Origin of the sequence: Vibrio cidicii, from assembly GCF_009665415.1 — a bacterium.
GTDB lineage: Bacteria > Pseudomonadota > Gammaproteobacteria > Enterobacterales > Vibrionaceae > Vibrio > Vibrio cidicii.
This window is the reverse complement of the sequence record NZ_CP035921.1, coordinates 3,151,963-3,171,547: the sequence shown is the minus strand read 5'-3', so window position 1 is coordinate 3,171,547 and position 19,585 is coordinate 3,151,963. Positions and strand designations below refer to the sequence as shown.

General features: G+C 50.8%; 22 protein-coding genes. 11 read left to right on the top strand and 11 right to left on the bottom strand.

Features of this window, described 5'->3' with window-relative positions; all coding sequences use genetic code 11:
* Positions 1 to 43 precede the first annotated feature (43 nt).
* Both rlmF and EWA64_RS15425 read right to left on the bottom strand, forming a co-directional pair.
* The gene (rlmF, locus tag EWA64_RS15430; RefSeq protein ID WP_061894063.1) at positions 44 to 1,108 is read right to left on the bottom strand and encodes a 23S rRNA (adenine(1618)-N(6))-methyltransferase RlmF; all 1,065 of its coding nucleotides are present in this window, start codon (positions 1,106 to 1,108) and stop codon (positions 44 to 46) included.
* Positions 1,105 to 1,620, bottom strand: coding sequence for a M48 metallopeptidase family protein (locus EWA64_RS15425; RefSeq protein WP_039436288.1), 516 nt, complete (start codon positions 1,618 to 1,620; stop codon positions 1,105 to 1,107). The genes rlmF and EWA64_RS15425 overlap by 4 nt, the downstream gene beginning before the upstream one ends.
* Before the next feature lie 167 nt (positions 1,621 to 1,787).
* On the opposite strand from EWA64_RS15425, the gene EWA64_RS15420 reads away from it, so the two are divergent.
* Positions 1,788 to 2,015, top strand: a complete 228-nt coding sequence (locus EWA64_RS15420) for a glutaredoxin family protein (RefSeq protein WP_061894062.1) — start codon at positions 1,788 to 1,790, stop codon at positions 2,013 to 2,015.
* Here EWA64_RS15420 and EWA64_RS15415 read toward each other — a convergent pair.
* Positions 2,012 to 2,881 carry a LysR family transcriptional regulator gene (locus EWA64_RS15415; protein WP_061894061.1) on the bottom strand — a complete coding sequence of 290 codons (870 nt, stop codon included), beginning with the start codon at positions 2,879 to 2,881 and terminating at the stop codon, positions 2,012 to 2,014. The genes EWA64_RS15420 and EWA64_RS15415 overlap by 4 nt on opposite strands.
* Before the next feature lie 100 nt (positions 2,882 to 2,981).
* Between EWA64_RS15415 and EWA64_RS15410 the strand changes: the two genes are divergently transcribed.
* From EWA64_RS15410 to EWA64_RS15400, 3 genes are all read left to right on the top strand, one after another.
* Entirely contained in the window at positions 2,982 to 4,193 is a 1,212-nt protein-coding gene (locus tag EWA64_RS15410; protein WP_061894060.1) for an MFS transporter, read from the top strand.
* 57 nt (positions 4,194 to 4,250) lie between these two features.
* Positions 4,251 to 4,808, top strand: a complete 558-nt coding sequence (locus EWA64_RS15405) for a DUF1415 domain-containing protein (protein WP_061894059.1) — start codon at positions 4,251 to 4,253, stop codon at positions 4,806 to 4,808.
* 181 nt (positions 4,809 to 4,989) lie between these two features.
* Positions 4,990 to 5,565 (top strand): nucleoside triphosphate pyrophosphohydrolase family protein, encoded by a 576-nt coding sequence (locus tag EWA64_RS15400; protein WP_061894058.1) that lies wholly within the window; start codon positions 4,990 to 4,992, stop codon positions 5,563 to 5,565.
* 82 nt (positions 5,566 to 5,647) lie between these two features.
* Here EWA64_RS15400 and btuD read toward each other — a convergent pair whose 3' ends face one another.
* The 8 genes from btuD to cobT form a co-directional block, all read right to left on the bottom strand.
* Positions 5,648 to 6,412 (bottom strand): vitamin B12 ABC transporter ATP-binding protein BtuD, encoded by a 765-nt coding sequence (gene btuD, locus EWA64_RS15395; protein WP_061894057.1) that lies wholly within the window; start codon positions 6,410 to 6,412, stop codon positions 5,648 to 5,650.
* Entirely contained in the window at positions 6,402 to 7,397 is a 996-nt protein-coding gene (btuC, locus tag EWA64_RS15390; RefSeq protein ID WP_061894056.1) for a vitamin B12 ABC transporter permease BtuC, read from the bottom strand. The genes btuD and btuC overlap by 11 nt, the downstream gene beginning before the upstream one ends.
* Before the next feature lie 93 nt (positions 7,398 to 7,490).
* Complete coding sequence (locus tag EWA64_RS15385) at positions 7,491 to 8,519, bottom strand: succinylglutamate desuccinylase (protein ID WP_061894055.1); 1,029 nt, start codon at positions 8,517 to 8,519, stop codon at positions 7,491 to 7,493.
* Positions 8,520 to 8,749: 230 nt separating this feature from the next.
* Complete coding sequence (locus EWA64_RS15380; RefSeq protein ID WP_061894054.1) at positions 8,750 to 10,549, bottom strand: M3 family oligoendopeptidase; 1,800 nt, start codon at positions 10,547 to 10,549, stop codon at positions 8,750 to 8,752.
* 29 nt (positions 10,550 to 10,578) lie between these two features.
* Positions 10,579 to 11,238, bottom strand: coding sequence for an alpha-ribazole phosphatase family protein (gene cobC, locus EWA64_RS15375; protein WP_061894053.1), 660 nt, complete (start codon positions 11,236 to 11,238; stop codon positions 10,579 to 10,581).
* Positions 11,231 to 11,779, bottom strand: a complete 549-nt coding sequence (cobU, locus tag EWA64_RS15370) for a bifunctional adenosylcobinamide kinase/adenosylcobinamide-phosphate guanylyltransferase (protein WP_061894052.1) — start codon at positions 11,777 to 11,779, stop codon at positions 11,231 to 11,233. The genes cobC and cobU overlap by 8 nt, the downstream gene beginning before the upstream one ends.
* Before the next feature lie 8 nt (positions 11,780 to 11,787).
* Positions 11,788 to 12,561, bottom strand: a complete 774-nt coding sequence (locus tag EWA64_RS15365; protein WP_061894051.1) for an adenosylcobinamide-GDP ribazoletransferase — start codon at positions 12,559 to 12,561, stop codon at positions 11,788 to 11,790.
* The gene (gene cobT / locus EWA64_RS15360; protein WP_061894050.1) at positions 12,562 to 13,590 is read right to left on the bottom strand and encodes a nicotinate-nucleotide--dimethylbenzimidazole phosphoribosyltransferase; all 1,029 of its coding nucleotides are present in this window, start codon (positions 13,588 to 13,590) and stop codon (positions 12,562 to 12,564) included.
* A 139-nt stretch (positions 13,591 to 13,729) separates the two neighbouring features.
* Between cobT and EWA64_RS15355 the strand changes: the two genes are divergently transcribed.
* The 7 genes from EWA64_RS15355 (at position 13,730) to purT (ending at position 19,568) form a co-directional block, all read left to right on the top strand.
* Positions 13,730 to 14,218, top strand: coding sequence for an NAD(P)H-binding protein (locus EWA64_RS15355; RefSeq protein ID WP_244881437.1), 489 nt, complete (start codon positions 13,730 to 13,732; stop codon positions 14,216 to 14,218).
* A gap of 47 nt (positions 14,219 to 14,265) precedes the next feature.
* The gene (locus tag EWA64_RS15350) at positions 14,266 to 14,433 is read left to right on the top strand and encodes a Rossmann-fold NAD(P)-binding domain-containing protein (protein WP_244881436.1); all 168 of its coding nucleotides are present in this window, start codon (positions 14,266 to 14,268) and stop codon (positions 14,431 to 14,433) included.
* A 135-nt stretch (positions 14,434 to 14,568) separates the two neighbouring features.
* Positions 14,569 to 15,990, top strand: coding sequence for an exodeoxyribonuclease I (gene sbcB, locus EWA64_RS15345; RefSeq protein WP_061894049.1), 1,422 nt, complete (start codon positions 14,569 to 14,571; stop codon positions 15,988 to 15,990).
* Positions 15,991 to 16,038: 48 nt separating this feature from the next.
* Positions 16,039 to 16,410 (top strand): CidA/LrgA family protein, encoded by a 372-nt coding sequence (locus tag EWA64_RS15340; protein WP_061894048.1) that lies wholly within the window; start codon positions 16,039 to 16,041, stop codon positions 16,408 to 16,410.
* A gap of 1 nt (position 16,411) precedes the next feature.
* Positions 16,412 to 17,089 carry an LrgB family protein gene (locus EWA64_RS15335; RefSeq protein ID WP_061894047.1) on the top strand — a complete coding sequence of 226 codons (678 nt, stop codon included), beginning with the start codon at positions 16,412 to 16,414 and terminating at the stop codon, positions 17,087 to 17,089.
* Positions 17,090 to 17,370: 281 nt separating this feature from the next.
* A complete protein-coding gene (cdd, locus tag EWA64_RS15330; RefSeq protein WP_061894046.1) occupies positions 17,371 to 18,258 on the top strand; it encodes a cytidine deaminase in 888 nt (295 codons plus the stop codon).
* A 134-nt stretch (positions 18,259 to 18,392) separates the two neighbouring features.
* The gene (purT, locus tag EWA64_RS15325) at positions 18,393 to 19,568 is read left to right on the top strand and encodes a formate-dependent phosphoribosylglycinamide formyltransferase (protein ID WP_061894045.1); all 1,176 of its coding nucleotides are present in this window, start codon (positions 18,393 to 18,395) and stop codon (positions 19,566 to 19,568) included.
* Positions 19,569 to 19,585: the final 17 nt, after the last annotated feature.

Here is a 19,585-nt window from a genome sequence, read left to right as displayed (position 1 = left end):
TATTCGTTTTCGCTGGTCAATGACGCAAAGCCAAACACTGACGTCACTTCAACTTAACCCACTCTCCTCGCTGTTGCCGATCCATATACGACCAAGCGACAAAACGACTCACTTTTTGCCCTTGGCTCATCTCGACGACACGAATACTGCGTACACCTAATTTTTCCAACTGTTTACGTAGAGGTCTCACATTGTCATTTTTTGAGACTAGCGTACTGAACCACAATACTTGGCTGGCAAATCCTTGGCTTTCATTGGCCATGCGGCGTAAAAAGGAGGATTCTCCACCATCGCACCACAATTCAGAATTTTGACCTCCGAAGTTAAGTATAGGGTTGTTTTGCGACAATTTTTGTGAGCCCGCTTTTGCCTTGACACCTTTTTTCAATCGGTTAGCAGAGAGGTTGTTCAGTTTACGCTGTGAGCCCATCGCCGCTTCTTGCGCCGAAGCGTGAAACGGTGGATTGCAGGTGGTGACATCGTAACGTTCACCCGGCGCAATCACACCGCGAAAGATGGATTGCGGATTATCTTGCTGCTTAACAATGAACTGACCCGTCAACATCGGATTAGATTTGGCAATCAGCTGTGCCGACTGCACGGACTTCGGATCAATGTCGCTGCCGGTGTAGTGCCAACCATACTCGTGAATGCCAATGATCGGATAGATGGCGTTCGCGCCGACACCGATATCCAGCGCATTGACTTTGCCGTGCGGATAGTCACCAGCCCCATGTTCACTTTCTAGCAGTTCAGCCAAACGGTGGATGTAGTCAGCGCGTCCGGGGATGGGCGGGCATAAATAACCGGGCGGAATATCCCAGTGTTGGATCTGGTAATAGGCGCACAGCAGCGCTTTATTGAGCATTTTCACCGCGCTGGCATCAGCAAAGTTGATGCTCTGCTCCCCTTTGGGATTGTGCAGCACAAAAGGAGCCAACGCAGGTAAGGCGGCGGTCAACGTTTTGAAATCGTATCGCCCGCGATGTTGGTTGCGCTGATGCAACCCCGCGCGGCTGACTTTAGCAAAATCGACACTGGCCGATGAGGGTATCTGCTTCTCTGCGGGCTGACTCTGGGCTCTAACTGTTTGGCGCTTGTTGGTCATGACTGTTTTTTTTCCTGAGCTTTGAGATCGAGATAAATCATAAAGAGACGAGCATCGAGCTCCAGTTGATGATAGTTCGGTTCCATGTGGCAACAGAGCGCGTAGAACGCCTTATCGTGTTCTTTCTCTTTGATGTGGGCCAACTCATGCACCACCAACATACGCAGTAACGGCTCGGGCGCGTCTTTAAAAACACTGGCAATGCGGATCTCATTTTTCGACTTTAGCTTGCCGCCGTGGTTACGCGAAATCACACTGTGTAGCCCGAGCGCATTGTTGATCAGATGGATCTTCGCGTCGTAAACCACCTTGCTGATCGGTCCGGTTTTCTTCATGAACTGGTTTTTTATCGCCATCGCGTAATCAAACAGCGCTTTTTCACTGCGAATATCGTGACGCGTTGGGTAACGCTGATCAAACCAGCCGATTAAGCGGCCCGTGTCGATAAGTTTGCTCACTGGCTCAACAATGTGGGCGGGATATCCCTGAATATAACGAAGTGACGGATGCAAGATTGCTCTACCCTTGGTTTCTCGTGCCACTGAAACGTAGCGCTAAACAAAGCGCGCTAGTTTACCCGACTCGACGCCTTGATTCATCGCATTTCTCATTGGCTCTTTTCCCGTCGCGATTAATTGGCTACACTTGCGCCCCTTTTTCCTTGCATCGGTAGCAAAACATGAAACGAATTGTCCTCTACATCAAAGACAAGTGCCCTCACTGTAAAGACGCACAGCGCTATCTCGATAGCAAAGGCATCCAGTACCGTTTGTGTAATGCCAAAATGCAGCGCGGCAGAAAAGAGCTCGACGCGATTGGTGCGCGCTCGGTTCCGGTGCTGAAAATCGGTGATCGTCTGATGATTGGCTGGAACCCAAGCAACTTTGAGCGCATGTATAAAAGCTAAACGTACTGCTTGATAAATTCGATAAAAGTGCGATCCGCCACCGACAAATAGCCGCCGCGGCGCCACGCGAGCGCCAAGTTGAGCGTCACTGGCGGGTCAAAAGGGACTCCTTTGATGCCACTTTCATGTTCGGTAACCAGTTCCAGCAATGCTGTGATGGCAAACTCCCGTTTGACGATTTTTAAGATCAGCGGCAACAAGTTGGTTTCAAACGAATACTGCATTTCAATCCCATGCTGGGCACTGAAATGGTCGAGGAAATCTCGATGGAAATAGCCCGATTTAAACATCACCAACTCGTGGCGGAAAAACTCCGCAAAACTTAACGATGTGCGCTCCGCTAGGGGATGCTCGCTAGCAACCACCGCCATCATCTGGCTGGAAAAGAGGTGGTCGGTTTCCAAATCCTCCGGCAGATCGTTTTCTGTGATCACGCCAATATCGAGTTCACCTTCAAGCAACATACGCCGAATCGACTGCGTGCCCGCTTCTATCAAGGTCAGTTTGAGATTGGGATAATGGCTTTTGAACGCCATCAATATCTCCGGAAAAAAATAGCTGCCCATCATGCTGGGCGCGCCAAGACGCACTTCTCCTTTTTCCAATCCCTTCAGCTCGTTAATGGCGAGTTCGGCGTCATGCAACTGCTGCACAACCCGTTTGGCGTGCTGATAGAGCGTTTGCCCTTCTGTAGTCAGCGCGATCTGTTTGTCATCTCGCTTAAACAGCGTCACGCCCAAACTTTGCTCCAAACGTTTAATGGATACACTTAGCGCTGGCTGGGCAATGTGCAACGCCTCAGCAGCCCGCGTGAAATTACGATGTTCTGCCACCGCGACGAATTGTTTGAGTTGTTTCGATTCCATGAAGATCAAAAATATATCGTTATCATATTTTTAATATATTTTGTTTATCGTAAGACGACTGATACTGTGCTCACAAATCGACAGGTGGATGAGATTAGAGATGTACGACCTTGGCAGCAAACAGTATCGACATATTACCTTTGCACTCGCACTGGGCTCTTTTTTGGTGTTCTGCAATCTGTATCTTTTCCAACCCATGCTGCCAAAACTGGCACTCGAATACGCCGTTTCAGAAACGCAGGTTAACTGGATTTTTGCAGCCACCACACTCGGCCTCTCTTTTAGCCTTGTCCCGATGGCCGTATTGTCCGAAAAAATTGGCCGCCGCCGCGTCATGCTCTCTGGCCTGTTTGCCATTCCACTGTGCAGCGCCGCGCTGCTCTTTAGTGACTCCTTTCTGTTTGTCGTTGCCTGCCGCGCCTTACTGGGTGTTGCTCTCGCAGCGTTTGCCGCCGTTGCGGTAGCGTACATGGCAGAAGAACTCAGCCCAAGCGCTTTTGGTCATGCCATTGGCGGCTACATTGCGGCGAACTCGCTGGGTGGCATTAGCGGCCGGATCAGCGGCGGTTTGATGTCGGATTGGTTTGGCACCACCACCGCCATTCAAGTGATGCTGGCGTTTACTTTGCTTGGTGTGTTCGCCGTGGGCTTGCTGCTTCCGGCGCAAAAAAACTTCACTGCCAGCAAGCACACTTTGTGGCAGCACAACCAGACCATCGTTCAGCATTTGCGTCACACTCGGGTATGGCTGGCAATGCTGATTGGCGGTCTCAACTTCGCTTTGTTCGTCAATCTCTACTCGGTGATGGGCTTCCGCTTGGTTTCCGAGCCGCATAATCTGCCCGTCGGTCTTGCCTCGTTGATCTTCCTTTGTTATCTCGGCGGCACGGTGAGTTCAAAATACACGGGCAAATGGAACCAGCACTTTCACCCGGTAACGGGGATGTTAACTGGCGCGGCGATCAGTTTGAGCGGGATGTTGATTGCCTCAATTGAGCACCTGTTTGCCATGCTGCTCGGCTTGGTGCTGATCTCTTTTGGTGCCTTTTTTACCCACACCTTGGCCTATGGTTGGGTTGGACAAAAAGCGCACAAAGCCAAAGCCACCGCTACCGCGATGTATCTGGTGCATTACTATGTCGGCGGCAGTCTGGGCGGATTTCTCCTGCTCTATTGCTGGCAGCACTGGCAATGGCCGGGCGTGACTTACGGTGCGCTGGTACTGTATGCATTGCTGATTGCCGTTATCGTGAAACTGCGCAAGCCCAAATACGCCATGCTAGAGGATAAAGTAGCGCTATCAGAAAAGTAGGTTTTCGCGCCGGGTATCGCTATACTTGGCGCCCATTTTTCCAAAGCAATAACGACAATGACACAGCGCTCAACTCAAGAAATCAAACAGCAAGTGAACCAATGGTTGGATGATGTGGTGATTGGCCTCAATCTCTGCCCTTTCGCTGCCAAGCCGCAACGCAATCAACAGATCAAAATTCACGTCAGTGATGCTGACAACGAAGAAACGCTGCTGCAAGACATTCTCACTCAGTTACTCGAATTGGATCAAAGCGAACCGAGCGAGTTGGAGACTACGCTGGTGGTGGTGCCCAACATACTGGAAGATTTCTGGGACTACAACTTTTTCATTGATTGGGTGGAGGCGCTAATCAAACAGCAAGACTGGGAAGGAATTTTTCAAGTGGCGACCTTCCATCCCGATTACTGTTTCGGCGGCGCGCAACCGGAAGATGACGAAAACCTCACCAATCGCTCTCCTTACCCGATTTTTCATCTGATCCGTGAAGAGAGCATGGAGAAAGTGCTGCGTCACTATCCCAATCCAGAAGCGATTCCGGACACCAACATCGCGCGTGTTTCAGCGTTAACGCCAGAACAGCGTAAACAACTGTTTCCGTATCTCTTTTCGTAAGCGGTGGCTTTCATTAAGCAGATGCTTTAACTAAGCAGACAGTTTAACTAAGCATATGGTTTCACTAAGTAGATGGTTTTACCAATACGCAGACGAAACCCGCGCTAGCATGAGCCTAGGGTAGAGCTTGCCGGTTCGCTCTGGTATCATTCGCGCTTAGTAAAAACCAATGGAAAAGCACATGTATTTGTCTCAACTGACCCAAGAGATTTTTGACCACCTGTACCGCGACATCCGCGAGTTTCGCAGCACCTTCGATTTGCCAGTCGCTTCGCCTGAAAGCCTTGACGACAAAGCGGACACTCTGCATACCTCGTTGATCATTGAAGAGATGACAGAGCTCGCCGAAGCAGATAATAAAACAGAACAGGCTGATGCCATCGTCGATTCGGTATATGTGTTGATGGGCAGATTGGTGCATCTTGGTCAAGCGGAGGTTGAAGACAATCTCGCCATCAGCTACCTGATTGATCTGCTGCTTAACGTGGCAAAAAACCGCGGCATTGATTTCATTCCTTGCTGGGATGAAGTGCATTCAAGCAACATGAGCAAAGTGTGTCGCAACGAGCAAGAATACGCTGACACCGAAAAGTTCTACGCTGAACAAGGCGTGAAGCTGATGGCGGTGCAAAAAGGCGATTACTTGATTGCCAAGTGTGCCGAAGATTTTGTCAGCGAAGGCAAAACCATTCGCCAAGGTAAAGTGCTGAAATCGGTTTACTACCGCCCAGCCGATCTCAGCGCGTTGACAGCCTAATCACCGCTCAGTTTTTTGCTTAAATAACCCGCGCATAGTCGCGGGTTTTTCGTCTCTATGCTTAGGTGAAAAACAGATAGGCTCAGGTAAAAATCAAATAGGAGTTATCGTCCACCATCACTTTCTTCACTGAGGTGCGAAATACCTTTTGCAGGTGCTCAACCGTCATCACCTGCTCTGGCGTGCCATAAGCCTCCATCACACCCTGATTGAGCAGCAGGACTTTATCGGCATGCTGGCAAACTCGGTTTAGATCGTGATTGGCGACCACCACCGTAATGCCCTGCGCTGCGATGACATCGATCAATTGATAGAGCCATTTCTCTTGCGCCACATCCAGCGGCGCGGCTGGCTCATCCAGCAGCAAAAGCTGCGAAAAAGGGTTGAGATCACGCCAGACTTGCAGACAAACAGCGGCCAAACGCACGCGTTGCCACTCGCCGCCCGACAACGTCTGCACGCGGCGATGCAGTTTATCCTCAAGCTGCAATAATTCGCAGAGCTGCGCAACAGCTTGCTTGACATGGCTATCACTGGGTTTGCACCCGGCGGGTAAAGAGAGCGCCAACATTTGATAGACATCGATATGAAACGCTGGTTTGGCCTGCTGGGATAAATAGGCGCGAAAGCGCGCCTGTTCGGTCAGCGGTAGCGTCAGTAAACTCACCGTATCCAGTTGCACTTCGCCTTGGCCGCCATCACGCCGACTCAAAACGCCAGATAACGCAGAAAGTAAGGTGCTCTTGCCTGAGCCGTTTGGCCCAACCAGATAGACTTTTTCACCCGTTTGGCATTGAAATGAGAGCGGGAGAAGCCGATGGCCGACGCCGATGTGATTAACTTGCATCTTGGCTCCTTAGCAGCATCCAGATGAAAACTGGAGCGCCAATGGTGGTGGTCAGCACACCCAGCGGCAGCTCGGCCGAATCGAGCAAAGTGCGCGCCCCAATGTCTGAGAAAACCAGCAAAGCAGCCCCAGCCAAGGCGGATAACGGCAGCAAGAAGCGGTTTTCACTACCAAATGCCAAACGCAAAAGGTGCGGCACCACTAGACCAACAAAACTGATGATGCCTCCAAGCGCCACGGCGCAGCCGATCAATACCGACACCGCCAGAATCAGTTGCCAACGGATTTTGTGCACATCCAGTCCAAGCTGCGCAGCGTGCGTTTCGCCCAGCATCAGTTTGTCGAGCACTTTGCCCTGTAAACAGAGCCAGAGCAGCACAGGCAAAAGCACTAAAGTCACCAGATGATGATGCCAACTGGCACCGCCGATGCTACCCATCAACCAGTACATCAGTTGCCTTAGGCTCAAGTCATCGCTGAAGTAGAACGCCCACGTAACGGCTGCGCCAGAGAGAATGCCAAGCGCCACCCCAACCAATAACATTCTCGAAGTAGAAAGAAGCATCGCCCTCGCCATGCCGACCAGCAATAAGGTAAAAACCAGTGCGCCTAAAATGGCTGAAATCATGAACACGCTTGGTGTTGGCATAGCGGGGAGAAAAAACATCGCGATCACCATCGCCAAACTGGCTCCGCCCGAGATGCCCAGCACGCCGGGCTCGGCCAACACATTACCCAGCAGCACTTGTAAGGTCGCGCCACTAACCGCCAGCGCTGCACCAATTGCCAGCGCCGCTATGAGTCTTGGCAGGCGTAAATCCACCAGCAGTTTTAGCTCGAAACTGGAAAGTGAAGTGAATGGCGAGAGGAAAACTTCACCCACCATCAGATAGATGGCCGAAAGGAGAAGCAGAAGCAAGGCAACCAAGATAAGCGTTTTTTGCCAGCGCTGCTGTTTGTGGTCAATAAGCTGGTGAAATTCCATGATAATCAGGCCAAATGCGGCGCAAAATAATAAAGGCCTAACTGTAACGTTAAGCCTTTCAAAAATAAACCTTCTGCGTGTGTGGCGAGCGGATTAATCGTAAACCAGCTGCCCATCTTCAAAGCGTGTTTTCACTTCACACACCATCAGCGCTGCACGTTGTCCAATCGCCACTTTGCGGTTAGGGAAGACAATGGCTTCATTGTCATTTTTCGCCATCAGTGGCTTGTCACCATCATGACCAAACACTTCGCCGTGCATAAACGAAGTGAAGTTTTCCACATCGTCATCAAATCTAAAGGCAAAATCTTCATGTAAACGCACAATCGTGCGGCTGACGCGGTAAGTCACTGCCGGTTTTGGCAAATGTTCAGGTGTCATGTCAGCAACCAGATCGCGCAGAGTAATGTCGAGTGCAGTAAAGCGACTTAGATCGTTGTCACCGATGCGCGCCACACGACCCAGTTCCATGGTCAACGCTTGCGCTGAGTAGTTTTCCGCGCTGAACCAGCTAAAGGTACTGGATGGCGAATTGGACAGCAGCAGCGCTTCTACATGGCTGTGGTTGACAAAATCCACCAGCGCTCTGGAGCGCGTCGGATGGCGGGTTTTCGGGCTGATGGCGAACGAATAGTGTTTCGAACCGCGGATCGCACAGTGCAAATCAAGATGCCAACGCGTCTCTTCGTCCGTATCCGCAAAAAAGTCTTTCACCAAGATTTTCAGCGTATCGGCAATCACCAACTCTTTGCTCATCGGGTGATCTTTATCATCAAACAAGCGATTGAGGTTCTCTTCAAGAAATCGCGTATGGGCATTGGTGGCTTCTGGGTGGGCAATGATAAACAAGCAACGTGCTTTGACCGCTTGAAATCCCGTTTCAATGTCACGAACGATCTTGTCGACCAACTCCATCGGCGCCGTTTCATCACCGTGGATACCAGTCGAAATAATCATATTTTTGCTGCTGGCGGTGTAACTGGCCGGGATGACTTCTAACACACCGCGCTGATGCAGCTTAAGTTGCACCCCACTTGGCAGCGTCGTTGTCTGCGCATCAACGGCCTGCTGCATATCTAGGGTGTCTAACAAAAACGATTGGCGAAACAGAGAATTCGTCATGCGTTACTCCTTAATTGCACGGCGGTATGTTAATAAAATGTTTTGATGATTTATGTTGCTAGGATCCCACTTATGAAGACGAATCAATAAAATGGGTGCAAAACAGGCAAATCATACTTTCTTTTTATATGCAACTTGCAAAAAGCTTACTTATTGAACAATAACAATATGTTAGGGAGCGAACTCTATCACATCCCTAACCATTTTCGTTATAGCTGGATCAAGTTATCTTACTGCGACACTTTTGCCAGTAAACGCTCGAACTCATCCACTTTGGTGCTGATTAGATCAATACTCTTTTGCCAGAACTCGTCTTGAGTTAAATCCATCGCCAAATGCTGAAACACCACAGCTTCCGCCATCATTGAGCCCGTATCACGCAGCAGCGAGACATAGTCTTGATAGAACTGCTCGCCTTTTTCACTGCGCTGGGCGTAAATGCCTTTGGAGAACAAGTAACCAAACAGATACGGGTAGTTGTAAAAACTGATATCAGAAATCGAGAAATGCAACTTACTGGCCCAGAAATAGGGATCGGGCTCTGACATCGCTTCGCCATACCATTCTTGCCAAGTGCTGCTCATCAGCGCACACAGCTCATCGGCCGATAGCTCGCCCTCACGGCGCTGCTGATAAAAGGCTTTTTCAAACTCATAGCGCACCGGAATGTTGATCATCAGCGCTAATGCAGACGAGAGTTCTTCCCACAGCATTTCCAACTTCTCTTCGTCGCTTTGCGCTTTGGCAATCAAGTAGTCCTGCACAATATTTTCAGCAAAAATCGACGCAGTCTCGGCCAAGGTCATTGGGTAACGGGTTTGACACAAGGGCATATCTCGCATCACCCAATTATGGAACGCGTGGCCGAGTTCATGCGCCAATGTCATCAGATCAGAGCGGCTACCTGCCCACGTCATAAACACTAAAGGCGTTTGGGTCGCCGCAAGTTTGGTGCAATAAGCGCCCAAGCGTTTGTTGTCGCCGGGAGCGGCATCAATCCAGCCATTTTCAACCATCATGTCAACAAACGTCGCCATCTCAGGGTCGACTTGAGCGAACGCCGCGCGGATCACCTCAATCGCTTCTGCAAAACTATAGACCTTGGCGTGTCCCGAAAAAGCAGGCATGGCGGCGAGATGATTCCATGGCTTCATCTCGTTTAAACCATGCACCTTCGCCATTAAAACGCCTGCTTTTTGCCCCACGTGGCGATTTTTTCTGGTCACCGAGATCATGGTATCCAACGTCTGCGGCTGAATACGACTGCTGTACAAGCTGGGTTCAAGGAAGTGAATATCGCGCTGGTGAGAGCGTTTTTGATATTCGGTTAAACGCCAACCGGAAAGCGCATTTAAGATCGCGGCAAAGGTTTCGCGATGCGTCGCCATCGCTTGTTGAATACCGCGCCACGCGCTCTCCTGACGCGCGAAGTCCGAGCCGTATAAAATCGCCGCGGCTTGAGAAAAGCCGAGGGTCTGCTCTTGGCCGTCGGGCAGTTTAAGATTTACTTTCAGCGTTCCTGTCAGGTTGTCGTATAAACGTCCCCAACCGTCACGGCCATCCACAGCCATTGCCGACAGCAGTTGCTCTTGTTCCACACTCAAGCTTTGATCCGCCAACTTACGCAACTGCGCAATCGCGAACGCCTGTGAAGCGACATCTGGATTATCACTTTCTAAAACATTGACAATGAAATCGTCATCGGCGTGCATTAGGGCCAACTCGTACGGACTAAACGCTTGATCCATTTCTGAACTGAGTTTGGCCATACGGCCTACCAGTGCTTTCGCTTCGGCATGGGTCACATCGACTGAAGTGTGACAGTTGGCAAAGGTATAAATGGTTGAAAGTAAACGGCCTGCCGCTTCTTTAGTGACGATGGCGTTTTGCATTACGCTGACCACTTCTTTCTGCGAAGCTTGAGTTTTGAGCAATTTAATGCATTGCTCGATCAGCTCAATATCTTGTTCGATACGTTCATCGTTTAGATCGGCGTAGGCGATAGTGAGATCCCAACTTGGCGCTGTCATGCTGTTTTCCTTAATTAAATCTGTTTTTATTACCAATTTTGCTTCGTCTGTTCGTCCCTGAGTCGCAGCGGCAGCGCAATGCTTTTCACCGTAGGGTAAGATTCCCCGTCGCTATCGGTAAACAAGTTGATGTGCGTCAGGCTTGCGTTTTCAATGGTTAAACGTTGATACCAATGAGGATTTCGCCAGTCTACACCCAAAAGGTGGGCGAGAATAAGGCGAATGACGCCACCGTGAGTGACGATTAACACTTTATCAGCTTGTGAAGTGGCGATCTGCGCCCAAGCATGAATCACTCTGTGTTGAAAATCAGCCAGACGCTCTCCACCGGGCAACTCAGTGTGGGCAGGGTCACGCGAAAAGGCGTTGAGCAAAGGCCACGGGTAATCTTGCTGCGTAAATGGCCGTCCGTCGAGTTCGCCAAAGGCCATTTCTCGCCAGCCATCGTCAACCACCAGCGGTGTGCCGAGCAAACTGCCGACCTGCTCAGCCAACACTCGGCAACGGCTCAGCGGAGAAGTGACAATCCGAGTGAGCGGAACGATTTGCTCTTGCGTTAGCTGCTCGCACAAGGCACTCGCTATCGCGTGTTGCATCTTGGGGTCTACTTTTGCATCGCTGGCACCGTAAAGGCCCGGCGGCGCAGTGGTTTTTCCGTGACGAAGCAGATAAATCTCTTTGCTAGACATGCCATTCAGCCTTCTTCAAGTCCAGTGGCAATCCGGCAGCGACCAGTGTTACTTGCTGGCAGATTTGCGCTAGCCGCTGGTTCATTCGCCCGGCATTATCAACAAACAGGCGGCTCACTTTACCCATTGGCACCACGCCCAACCCCACTTCATTGGACACCAGTACCACGCTTGCCGGACAAGCGATTAACGCTTGGCAAAGCTGAGCCACTTTTTCTTCGAGCTGCGCGTTATCCGCCTGTTCTGCCAGTTCAAACAGCCAGTTATTGAGCCACACCGTCAGACAATCAATCAGCACCACATCTTGCGCTTCGAACCTTGCCAGATACTCTGCTAGCAACAGCGGCGCTTCGTGCTCTTGCCAACCGTTGCCACGCTGCGCTTTGTGATGCGCAATCCGTTCGCTCATTTCGTTATCAAACGGCACCGCCGTGGCCAGATAGTGAAGCGTGCCAGCGCTTTGTTCACACCAATTTCGCACCAGTGCTTCCGCGTAAGACGATTTCCCTGAGCGAGCCCCGCCGAGTATTAATGCTTTCATTTGCCGCCTTAACCGTTATGGATCATCGCAATCAGCACGAGGTAGATCCCAAGCTCCATCAATTGCTGCGCAGCGCCAAGGCAATCACCGGTAAAGCCGCCAAGCCGCGCCATCAACCAACGCTTAAAGCCGATACGAAATAGCGCAGCAACCAGCAGCAGCAACAATCCTTTCGCCATGCCCAAGGTCAGTGCCGCTATCACACCACAAAAGAGCAATACCGCCAGATCGAACGAGGATTGCGCGCTGGCAAGCGGTTTGCTCTTACTCTGGTCGGCATCACTGACGTAAGGCATGTCGTAAATCAGCGACGCCGCTACCGCTCGGCTTAAGGTATAAGCAACGATGAGAATCAGGACAAAATCCGCTTGGCGCGCTAATGTGGTGAGAAAGACAAATTTACCTAGCAGCGCCATGGTCAAGGTTGCACTGCCGTAAGTGCCGATACGACTGTCTTTCATGATGGTGAGGCGCTTTTCTACCGTCATACCGCCGCCAATGCCATCCGCCATGTCGGTGAGTCCGTCTTCATGAAACGCGCCGGTCAGCAATAAGCTGAAAGCCATCATCAACAAGATAGCCACCTGAAACGGCACAAGTTGCGCGGCCAAGGTGTAAAACAGCGCGCACAAACCACCCAGCAGCGCACCAACCAAGGCAAAATAACGCCCAGATTGATTCATTCGCTCAGGGGAATACGGCGTGTTGGCGGGCACTGGCAAACGGCTGAAAAAACTCAGCGCCAGACAAAACAGCTCGAACTGGTAACGAAGAAACGCCATTTACACTGTGACTCCTGCACTTTCAAAACTGGCCATCTGGTTGTAAAACTGTGCCGCCGCTTTGACCAATGGGTACGCCAGCGCGGCGCCAGTGCCTTCTCCCAAACGCAAGCCGAGGTCGATCAGCGGCTGTGCGTCCAACAGTTGCAGCACGATTTGGTGCCCCTGCTCTTCTGAGCGGTGGGCAAACAGCAAGTAATCTCGTACGTTTGGCTGCAAAAGCGTAGCAACATAAGCTGCTACCGAAACAATAAAGCCATCGACCAGCACGGGCGTTTTCTGCTGTTCTGCAGCCAAAAATGCCCCCACCATAGTGACGATTTCAAACCCGCCCACTTGCGCCAGCACTTCTTTGACGGGCAACTCATGACAGCGACCGACGCCCTGTGCGACCAGTTTGATCTTCAATGACAACTGCTCTGCAGAAATGCCAGTCCCTTTACCGACACAGTGATCCACTTCATGTCCAGAGAGCGCGCTCAGCAGCGCCGCAGCCGAACTGGTATTGGCAATGCCCATCTCGCCAAACATCAATAAATCCGCCCCGAGCATACAGCGCTGCTTAACAATCTCTGCGCCATTGCTTAAACCTTGTTCGACTTGCTCAAGACTCATCGCCGCTTGCTGGGCAAAATTGTGCGTTCGATCGCCCAAGCGACGTAACAGTAAATTGGGTGCAGCCTGCTCCACCGGATACAAAATGCCACAGTCGATGACCGTCAGTTCAATATCGTTGCCGCGACAAAAACAGTTGATCGCCGCACCACCAGCCAAAAAATTCAGCACCATCTGCTGTGTCACTGCGCTGGGCGCGATGCTCACCCCTTCATCCGCGATGCCGTGGTCACCAGCAAACAGCAACATTTGCGGTTTACGCAGTTCAATCTCCACCGCCGCTTGGCTTTGGCCCTGACTTTGGATGAGTGCCAGTTGCAACGCCACTGTCTCCAATTGACCGAGAGCGCCAAGCGGCTTGGTTTTGTTATCGATAATGTGTTGAATTTGCGCGGCAAATTGTTGATCTAACATGACGTCCTCTGTCTTAAACTGACGGGAAAAAGAAGTGACTTAGTGTAACCTCTAGCGACAGCGGATCGCTAGCGCTAAGCTAATGATAGTAAAGACGACTTGCTGAACACTATGAGCGGCGAATCAATTAGGAGTAACGATGAGTATCAATCAGGACAATCACTGCGTAATCATTGCTGGCGCGACTGGCTTGGTTGGCTCAAGGCTACTTCAGCACATTTTGCAGCACGACGCGATTAGCACCGTCTACGCATTAAGTCGCCGGCCGCCACAGGTCGAGCATACAGGCAATGGTAAGGTACATTTACTGCTCGATCCTGAGCTCAAAATTACCGCTTGGGAAGAAAGTTTACCAAGGCCCACCATCGGGTTTATCTGCTTGGGCAGCACGCGAAAGGAAGCTGGCAGCCGAGCAAAACTGCGACAGGTGGACTTTGAACTTGTCTGTCATGTAGCGCAGAGTATGAAGGTGCTTGGCGTGTCCAAGTTGGCCGTCGTCTCCAGTTTGGGCGCGGATGCACATTCTCCATTCCACTATCTAAAGTGCAAAGGACAGATGGAAAATGCATTGATGCAGATGGAGTTTGAACAAATGGTGATCGCCCGGCCCGGCCCGGCCCTTTGCTAGGAGCGCGAGAGCAGCAACGCCAAGACGAAAAATGGCTGCAATGCCTGATGCGACCAATCACCCCTTTGCTGCGTGGCCGGCTACACAACTGGACACCCGTCAGCGCAGACACGGTCGCCGAAGCAATGCTTTATCGCACCTTCAGCCATCCTCATCGCAAAATAGAGATTTTGCATAAACTTGAGATGGAACAGTTGTTGTCACAGTTTCGCTAGGTTTTACGCTGCGAGTCGGGTGTCTGACCGTTTGATGCTCTTTGCCCTTTCTGCGCTTAAGCGCCTGCGAAGTCGTTGCCAGCGCTGGCGTGCAATGGTCTAATACACCTTTTGCAGCTCTCAATGGTACGCCGGATGCACCAGGATAATCAGCCTACATTCTTCTTTTTTGATTATGAAACTTGGGGAGTAAGCCCCGCTAAAGACCGCCCTTCCCAGTTTGCGGGGGTACGCACCGACGAAAATTTCAATGTGATTGGCGAGCCGCTGGTTATCTACTGCCGATTGCCAAGCGACTATCTTCCAGCGCCAGAAGCGGCCTTGATTACCGGCATTACCCCGCAAAAAGCGATGCAAGAGGGGCTGTCTGAGCCCGAATTTATTAGCAAAATCCATGCAGAGCTGTCAAAACCCAACACCACTAGCCTTGGCTACAACAGCATTCGTTTTGACGACGAAGTCACTCGCTATACCTGTTATCGCAATTTCATTGATCCTTATGCGTGGAGTTGGCAAAACGGCAACTCGCGTTGGGATCTGCTGGATGTGATGCGCGCTTGTCACGCCCTTCGCCCAGAAGGCATTACTTGGCCGGAAAATGATGAGGGCTTTACCAGCTTCAAATTGGAGCATCTGTCCGTCGCCAACGGCATCGAACACAGCAACGCGCACGATGCGATGGCCGACGTTATTGCCACGATTGAGATGGCCAAAAAGCTCAAAGCGGCCCAGCCGAAACTGTTTGATTACTTTTTCAACATGCGCCATAAACGTAAGCTGAATGCGCTGATTGATATCGTCAACATGACCCCCTTGATGCACGTATCCGGCATGCTTGGCCGTGAATGTCAGTACACCAGTTGGGTGGTGCCTTTGGCTTGGCATCCGACCAATAACAACGCTGTGATCGTGATCGATTTGGCGAAAGATCCACAGCCGCTGTTTGAGCTAAGCGCCGAGCAGTTACACGAACGCCTTTACACCAAGCGAGAAGATCTTGACGAGCTGCTGCCAGTACCAGTGAAATTGGTGCATCTCAATAAATGTCCCATTTTGGCTCCTGCGAAAACGCTGACAGCAGAAAATGCGGCGAATATTGGTATTGACCGCGAGCAGTGTTTGGCCAACTTAGCGCAGATACGTCAACACCCAGAAGTGCGGGAAAAATTGGTGCAACTTTTTTCCATTGAACGCGAGTTTGCCGATAGTGATGATGTCGACAGTAAGTTGTACGACGGTTTCTTCTCACCAGCCGATCGCGCCGCGATGGATATTATTCGTCAAACCGAGCCAAACAACCTCGCTGCGCTCGACATCACCTTTAACGACAAGCGCATTGATCCGCTGCTGTTTCGTTATCGTGCGCGTAACTATCCGTGGACATTGAATGAGAGCGAACAACGTCGCTGGGCCAACCATTGCCGAGAGTACTTCGAAAGTCGTATTGAAGAGTACATGCTCAATTTGGAAAACTTGGTGCATGAGCACGAAAGCGATGAAAAGAAAATAGCGATATTGAAATCGGTTTACCGCTATACTGAGAGCTTGATCTCATAATTATCGAGCGCCATACGGCGTTGACTTAGCAGTGTGTTTCTACTCAAGATGAAATTCTCTTTGAAAACCCTACTTGACCTGATGTTGTCATTTGGCCTTATTTTTCTTTCGCTCAACATCGGCATGGCGATTTCCCACTGGCTAGAAACCTCCATTCCTGCCAGCGTGATTGGCATGCTGGTGCTGTTTCTCGCCATGGCGAGTGGGCTGGTCAAAGTCGAGTGGGTCAAGCCGGGCGCAAGTTTGTTGATCCGCTACATGATTTTACTTTTCGTGCCAATCAGCGTGGGTTTAATGGAGCATTTCGATCTGTTACTCGCCAACGCGCTACCCATTTTAGCCAGTGCGATTGGTGGCACCTTGATCGTTTTAGTCAGCCTCTCTTGGCTACTTGATCGCGTTTTGCATAAGGAGAGCTGATATGTGGTTACTGGTTACTCTCCTGGTGTTTTTCTTTGCCCGCTGGCTGGCGATAAAAATCAACAAGCCGTTGGCGAACCCTTTGCTGATCAGCATCGGTATTTTGATCCCGCTGCTTACTTATCTGAAAATCCCGTTTGAACGCTATTACGCCGACAACCAGTGGATCAGTTACATGCTGCAACCCGCAGTGGTAGCACTGGCTTATCCGCTTTACGAGCAGTTGCCGCAAATCAAAGCCAATTGGCGCATCATCACTTTCGCTTGCCTGATCGGCAGTGTGATGTCGATGATGACCGCGACCGCTATTGCTGTGCTGTTTCACGCCGACATCACGCTAATCGCCAGTTTGCTGGGGAAATCAGTCACCACACCGATAGCGATGGAAATTTCCAGTCAGTTGGGCGGCGAAGCGGCGGTTGCTGCCATTCTCGTGCTGCTGGTTGGCTTATTTGGCGCGATTCTCGCCTATCCTATTTACAATCTCATTGGCATAAAACACCCGATTGCACGTGGTTTAACCATGGGCACGGTGTCACACGCACTCGGTACCGCGACCTGCGCGGAGAAGCAGCCTGGAGATGCCGCATTTTCTTCACTTGCTCTGGTCCTGTGCGGCGTGATTACCTCGATTCTCGCACCCTGCTTCTTCGCTTTAGCCATTTGGGCATATCACTAATGGTCAGGCCCACTCTCGGGCCTGCACCTGTTGATCTTAAACCGTCAATCACTCGCTAAAATGGCAATATTGGTGTTAACTGTAGACTTTGAAAGATAAAAATCGCATTGGGAAAAACTGCGACCTCGTTAACAGTTATTTTCAATGCAATCGAATACATGTGTGAGCTCACTCTAACTATGCAACGTGCAAATTCGTTGCACCCTTAAATGTGAGATGTATCACTGTAGGTTTTTGTCGTTCGCATAGAATATCCTTCCATGCAATAACAAGGATTCATCATGAAGAGTCGTATTGAACAAGCGCTAGCAAGCGCACCGGCATCAATTTCTCAATACCTTGCACCTATCGTTTCAGACGACCATTTTGACGCGACCCTTTCCAAACAGCAGTTCGATGAACTATTGGAAAAGACAGGACTGGCAGACAACGAACTGCGTGTCGCGCTGTTGCCTTTCGCTGCGGCTTATTCTTACGCCCCTATTTCAGAGTTCTATGTTGGCGCGATTGTTCGCGGTCTATCCGGAAAGCTCTATTTTGGCGCGAACATGGAATTTAATGGCGTACAACTGGGCCAAACCGTCCACGCCGAACAAGCGGCGATCAGCCATGCGTGGATGAAAGGCGAAGAAGGCATTGCTGACATCACCATTAACTTCAGCCCTTGTGGACACTGCCGCCAGTTTATGAATGAGCTCTCTACGGCGAAAGTGCTGAAAATTCAGCTACCTCAGCGCGACGAGAAAGTACTGCACGACTACCTGCCCGATTCTTTTGGCCCGGCAGACCTTGGCATTGAGTCCGGCTTGATGACGAAAGTCGATCACGGTTTTTCCACTGACGAGAGTGACGAGCTGCTCAAAGCGGCCATCTCGGCGATGAATCGAAGCCATGCGCCCTACACACACAACTTGAGCGGTGTCGCTCTGCAAGTGCGTAGCGGCAAAACCTATCTGGGTGCTTATGCGGAAAACGCCGCTTTCAATCCTAGCCTCCCACCGCTGCAAGTGGCCTTGATGCAACTGCTGCTTGATGGTGAACGCTTCGACAACATCCAGTCGGCGGCTTTGGTCGAGAGCCACAAAGGCAAAATCAGCCACCTTGCGTGCACCCAATCTACTCTTGAAGTAATCAACCCTGATATTCCGGTGACTTACCTCAATATCTAATCCATTTCCGTTTGCCCTGTTTTACACAGGGCTTTCTTTTGCCCGCACCAGCAAACGTTTGCTTTGGCAGTGAATTTGGGTATCATCCCTCGCTGATTATCTTACTGCTCTCACTCTCTAAGGAAAAACAAACTATGTTCGGTACAGCTACCCGTGAAGGAGCAACTCGTGTACTACTGCTGGGTTCAGGCGAGCTCGGCAAAGAAGTGGCGATTGAGTGTCAACGCTTGGGTCTGGAAGTGATCGCCTGCGACCGCTATGCAGATGCTCCCGCCATGCAAGTGGCCCATCGCAGCTATGTGCTTAATATGCTCGATGGCGACGAACTGGAAAAAATCATTAAAGCGGAAAAGCCCGCCTTCGTCGTACCAGAAATTGAAGCTATTGCTACCGATAAACTGGTAGAGCTAGAGGAACAAGGCTTAAACGTGGTGCCTTCTGCCAAAGCCGCCAAACTCACCATGAACCGCGAAGGCATTCGCCGCTTAGCGGCTGAAGAATTAGGGCTAGTCACCTCACCGTATCGTTTTGCTGATAACTACGAAGAGTTTGTCGCTGCGGTTGAAGCGGTCAACATCCCGTGCGTGGTTAAGCCCGTGATGAGCTCTTCTGGCAAAGGGCAGAGCGTAATCAAATCTGCGCAAGATATTGAGAAGGCTTGGCAATACGCACAAGAAGGCGGCCGCACTGGCGCAGGGCGTGTGATTGTCGAAGGGTTTATCGATTTTGATTATGAAATCACTTTATTGACGGTAAGAGCCGCTGATGGTGTGCACTTCTGTGCGCCGATTGGTCATCGCCAAGAAGATGGCGACTACCGCGAATCTTGGCAGCCACAAGCCATGTCAGAAAACGCGCTTAAAGCCGCAGAGTACGCCGCTGAAGAAGTCGTCAACGCCTTGGGTGGCTACGGTATTTTTGGTGTTGAGCTGTTTGTCAAAGGCGACAAAGTGATCTTCAATGAAGTGTCACCTCGCCCTCACGATACTGGCATGGTGACCATGATTTCTCAGGAAATGTCGGAATTTGCCCTGCACGTACGCGCCTTTACAGGAATGCCGATTGGCAAAATCGTCCAGTACGGTCCTTCCGCATCAGCGGTGGTACTTGGCAACGGCAAATCAGACAATATCCGTTTCGATGGGATTGCCGATGCACTGGAAGCGCCGCAAACACAGTTGCGTTTGTTTGCCAAGCCGGATATCGACGGGCGTCGTCGCCTTGGGGTTGCCCTCACTCGTCGCCAAAGTTTAGAAAAAGCGATTCAAGGCGCAATAGACAGCGCGAAAAAAGTGAAAGTGATTTACTAAACTAAGACCGTTTCAAG

Excerpts from the sequence above, each read along its gene's own strand:
- rlmF (WP_061894063.1), bottom strand. The coding sequence starts at position 1,108 with ATGACCAACAAGCGCCAAACAGTTAGAGCCCAGAGTCAGCCCGCAGAG.
- EWA64_RS15420 (WP_061894062.1), top strand. The coding sequence starts at position 1,788 with ATGAAACGAATTGTCCTCTACATCAAAGACAAGTGCCCTCACTGTAAA.
- EWA64_RS15415 (WP_061894061.1), bottom strand. The coding sequence starts at position 2,881 with ATGGAATCGAAACAACTCAAACAATTCGTCGCGGTGGCAGAACATCGT.
- EWA64_RS15410 (WP_061894060.1), top strand. The coding sequence starts at position 2,982 with ATGTACGACCTTGGCAGCAAACAGTATCGACATATTACCTTTGCACTC.
- EWA64_RS15405 (WP_061894059.1), top strand. The coding sequence starts at position 4,251 with ATGACACAGCGCTCAACTCAAGAAATCAAACAGCAAGTGAACCAATGG.
- EWA64_RS15400 (WP_061894058.1), top strand. The coding sequence starts at position 4,990 with ATGTATTTGTCTCAACTGACCCAAGAGATTTTTGACCACCTGTACCGC.
- btuD (WP_061894057.1), bottom strand. The coding sequence starts at position 6,412 with ATGCAAGTTAATCACATCGGCGTCGGCCATCGGCTTCTCCCGCTCTCA.
- btuC (WP_061894056.1), bottom strand. The coding sequence starts at position 7,397 with ATGGAATTTCACCAGCTTATTGACCACAAACAGCAGCGCTGGCAAAAA.
- EWA64_RS15385 (WP_061894055.1), bottom strand. The coding sequence starts at position 8,519 with ATGACGAATTCTCTGTTTCGCCAATCGTTTTTGTTAGACACCCTAGAT.
- EWA64_RS15380 (WP_061894054.1), bottom strand. The coding sequence starts at position 10,549 with ATGACAGCGCCAAGTTGGGATCTCACTATCGCCTACGCCGATCTAAAC.
- cobC (WP_061894053.1), bottom strand. The coding sequence starts at position 11,238 with ATGTCTAGCAAAGAGATTTATCTGCTTCGTCACGGAAAAACCACTGCG.
- cobU (WP_061894052.1), bottom strand. The coding sequence starts at position 11,779 with ATGAAAGCATTAATACTCGGCGGGGCTCGCTCAGGGAAATCGTCTTAC.
- EWA64_RS15365 (WP_061894051.1), bottom strand. The coding sequence starts at position 12,561 with ATGGCGTTTCTTCGTTACCAGTTCGAGCTGTTTTGTCTGGCGCTGAGT.
- cobT (WP_061894050.1), bottom strand. The coding sequence starts at position 13,590 with ATGTTAGATCAACAATTTGCCGCGCAAATTCAACACATTATCGATAAC.
- EWA64_RS15355 (WP_244881437.1), top strand. The coding sequence starts at position 13,730 with ATGAGTATCAATCAGGACAATCACTGCGTAATCATTGCTGGCGCGACT.
- EWA64_RS15350 (WP_244881436.1), top strand. The coding sequence starts at position 14,266 with ATGCGACCAATCACCCCTTTGCTGCGTGGCCGGCTACACAACTGGACA.
- sbcB (WP_061894049.1), top strand. The coding sequence starts at position 14,569 with ATGCACCAGGATAATCAGCCTACATTCTTCTTTTTTGATTATGAAACT.
- EWA64_RS15340 (WP_061894048.1), top strand. The coding sequence starts at position 16,039 with ATGAAATTCTCTTTGAAAACCCTACTTGACCTGATGTTGTCATTTGGC.
- EWA64_RS15335 (WP_061894047.1), top strand. The coding sequence starts at position 16,412 with ATGTGGTTACTGGTTACTCTCCTGGTGTTTTTCTTTGCCCGCTGGCTG.
- cdd (WP_061894046.1), top strand. The coding sequence starts at position 17,371 with ATGAAGAGTCGTATTGAACAAGCGCTAGCAAGCGCACCGGCATCAATT.
- purT (WP_061894045.1), top strand. The coding sequence starts at position 18,393 with ATGTTCGGTACAGCTACCCGTGAAGGAGCAACTCGTGTACTACTGCTG.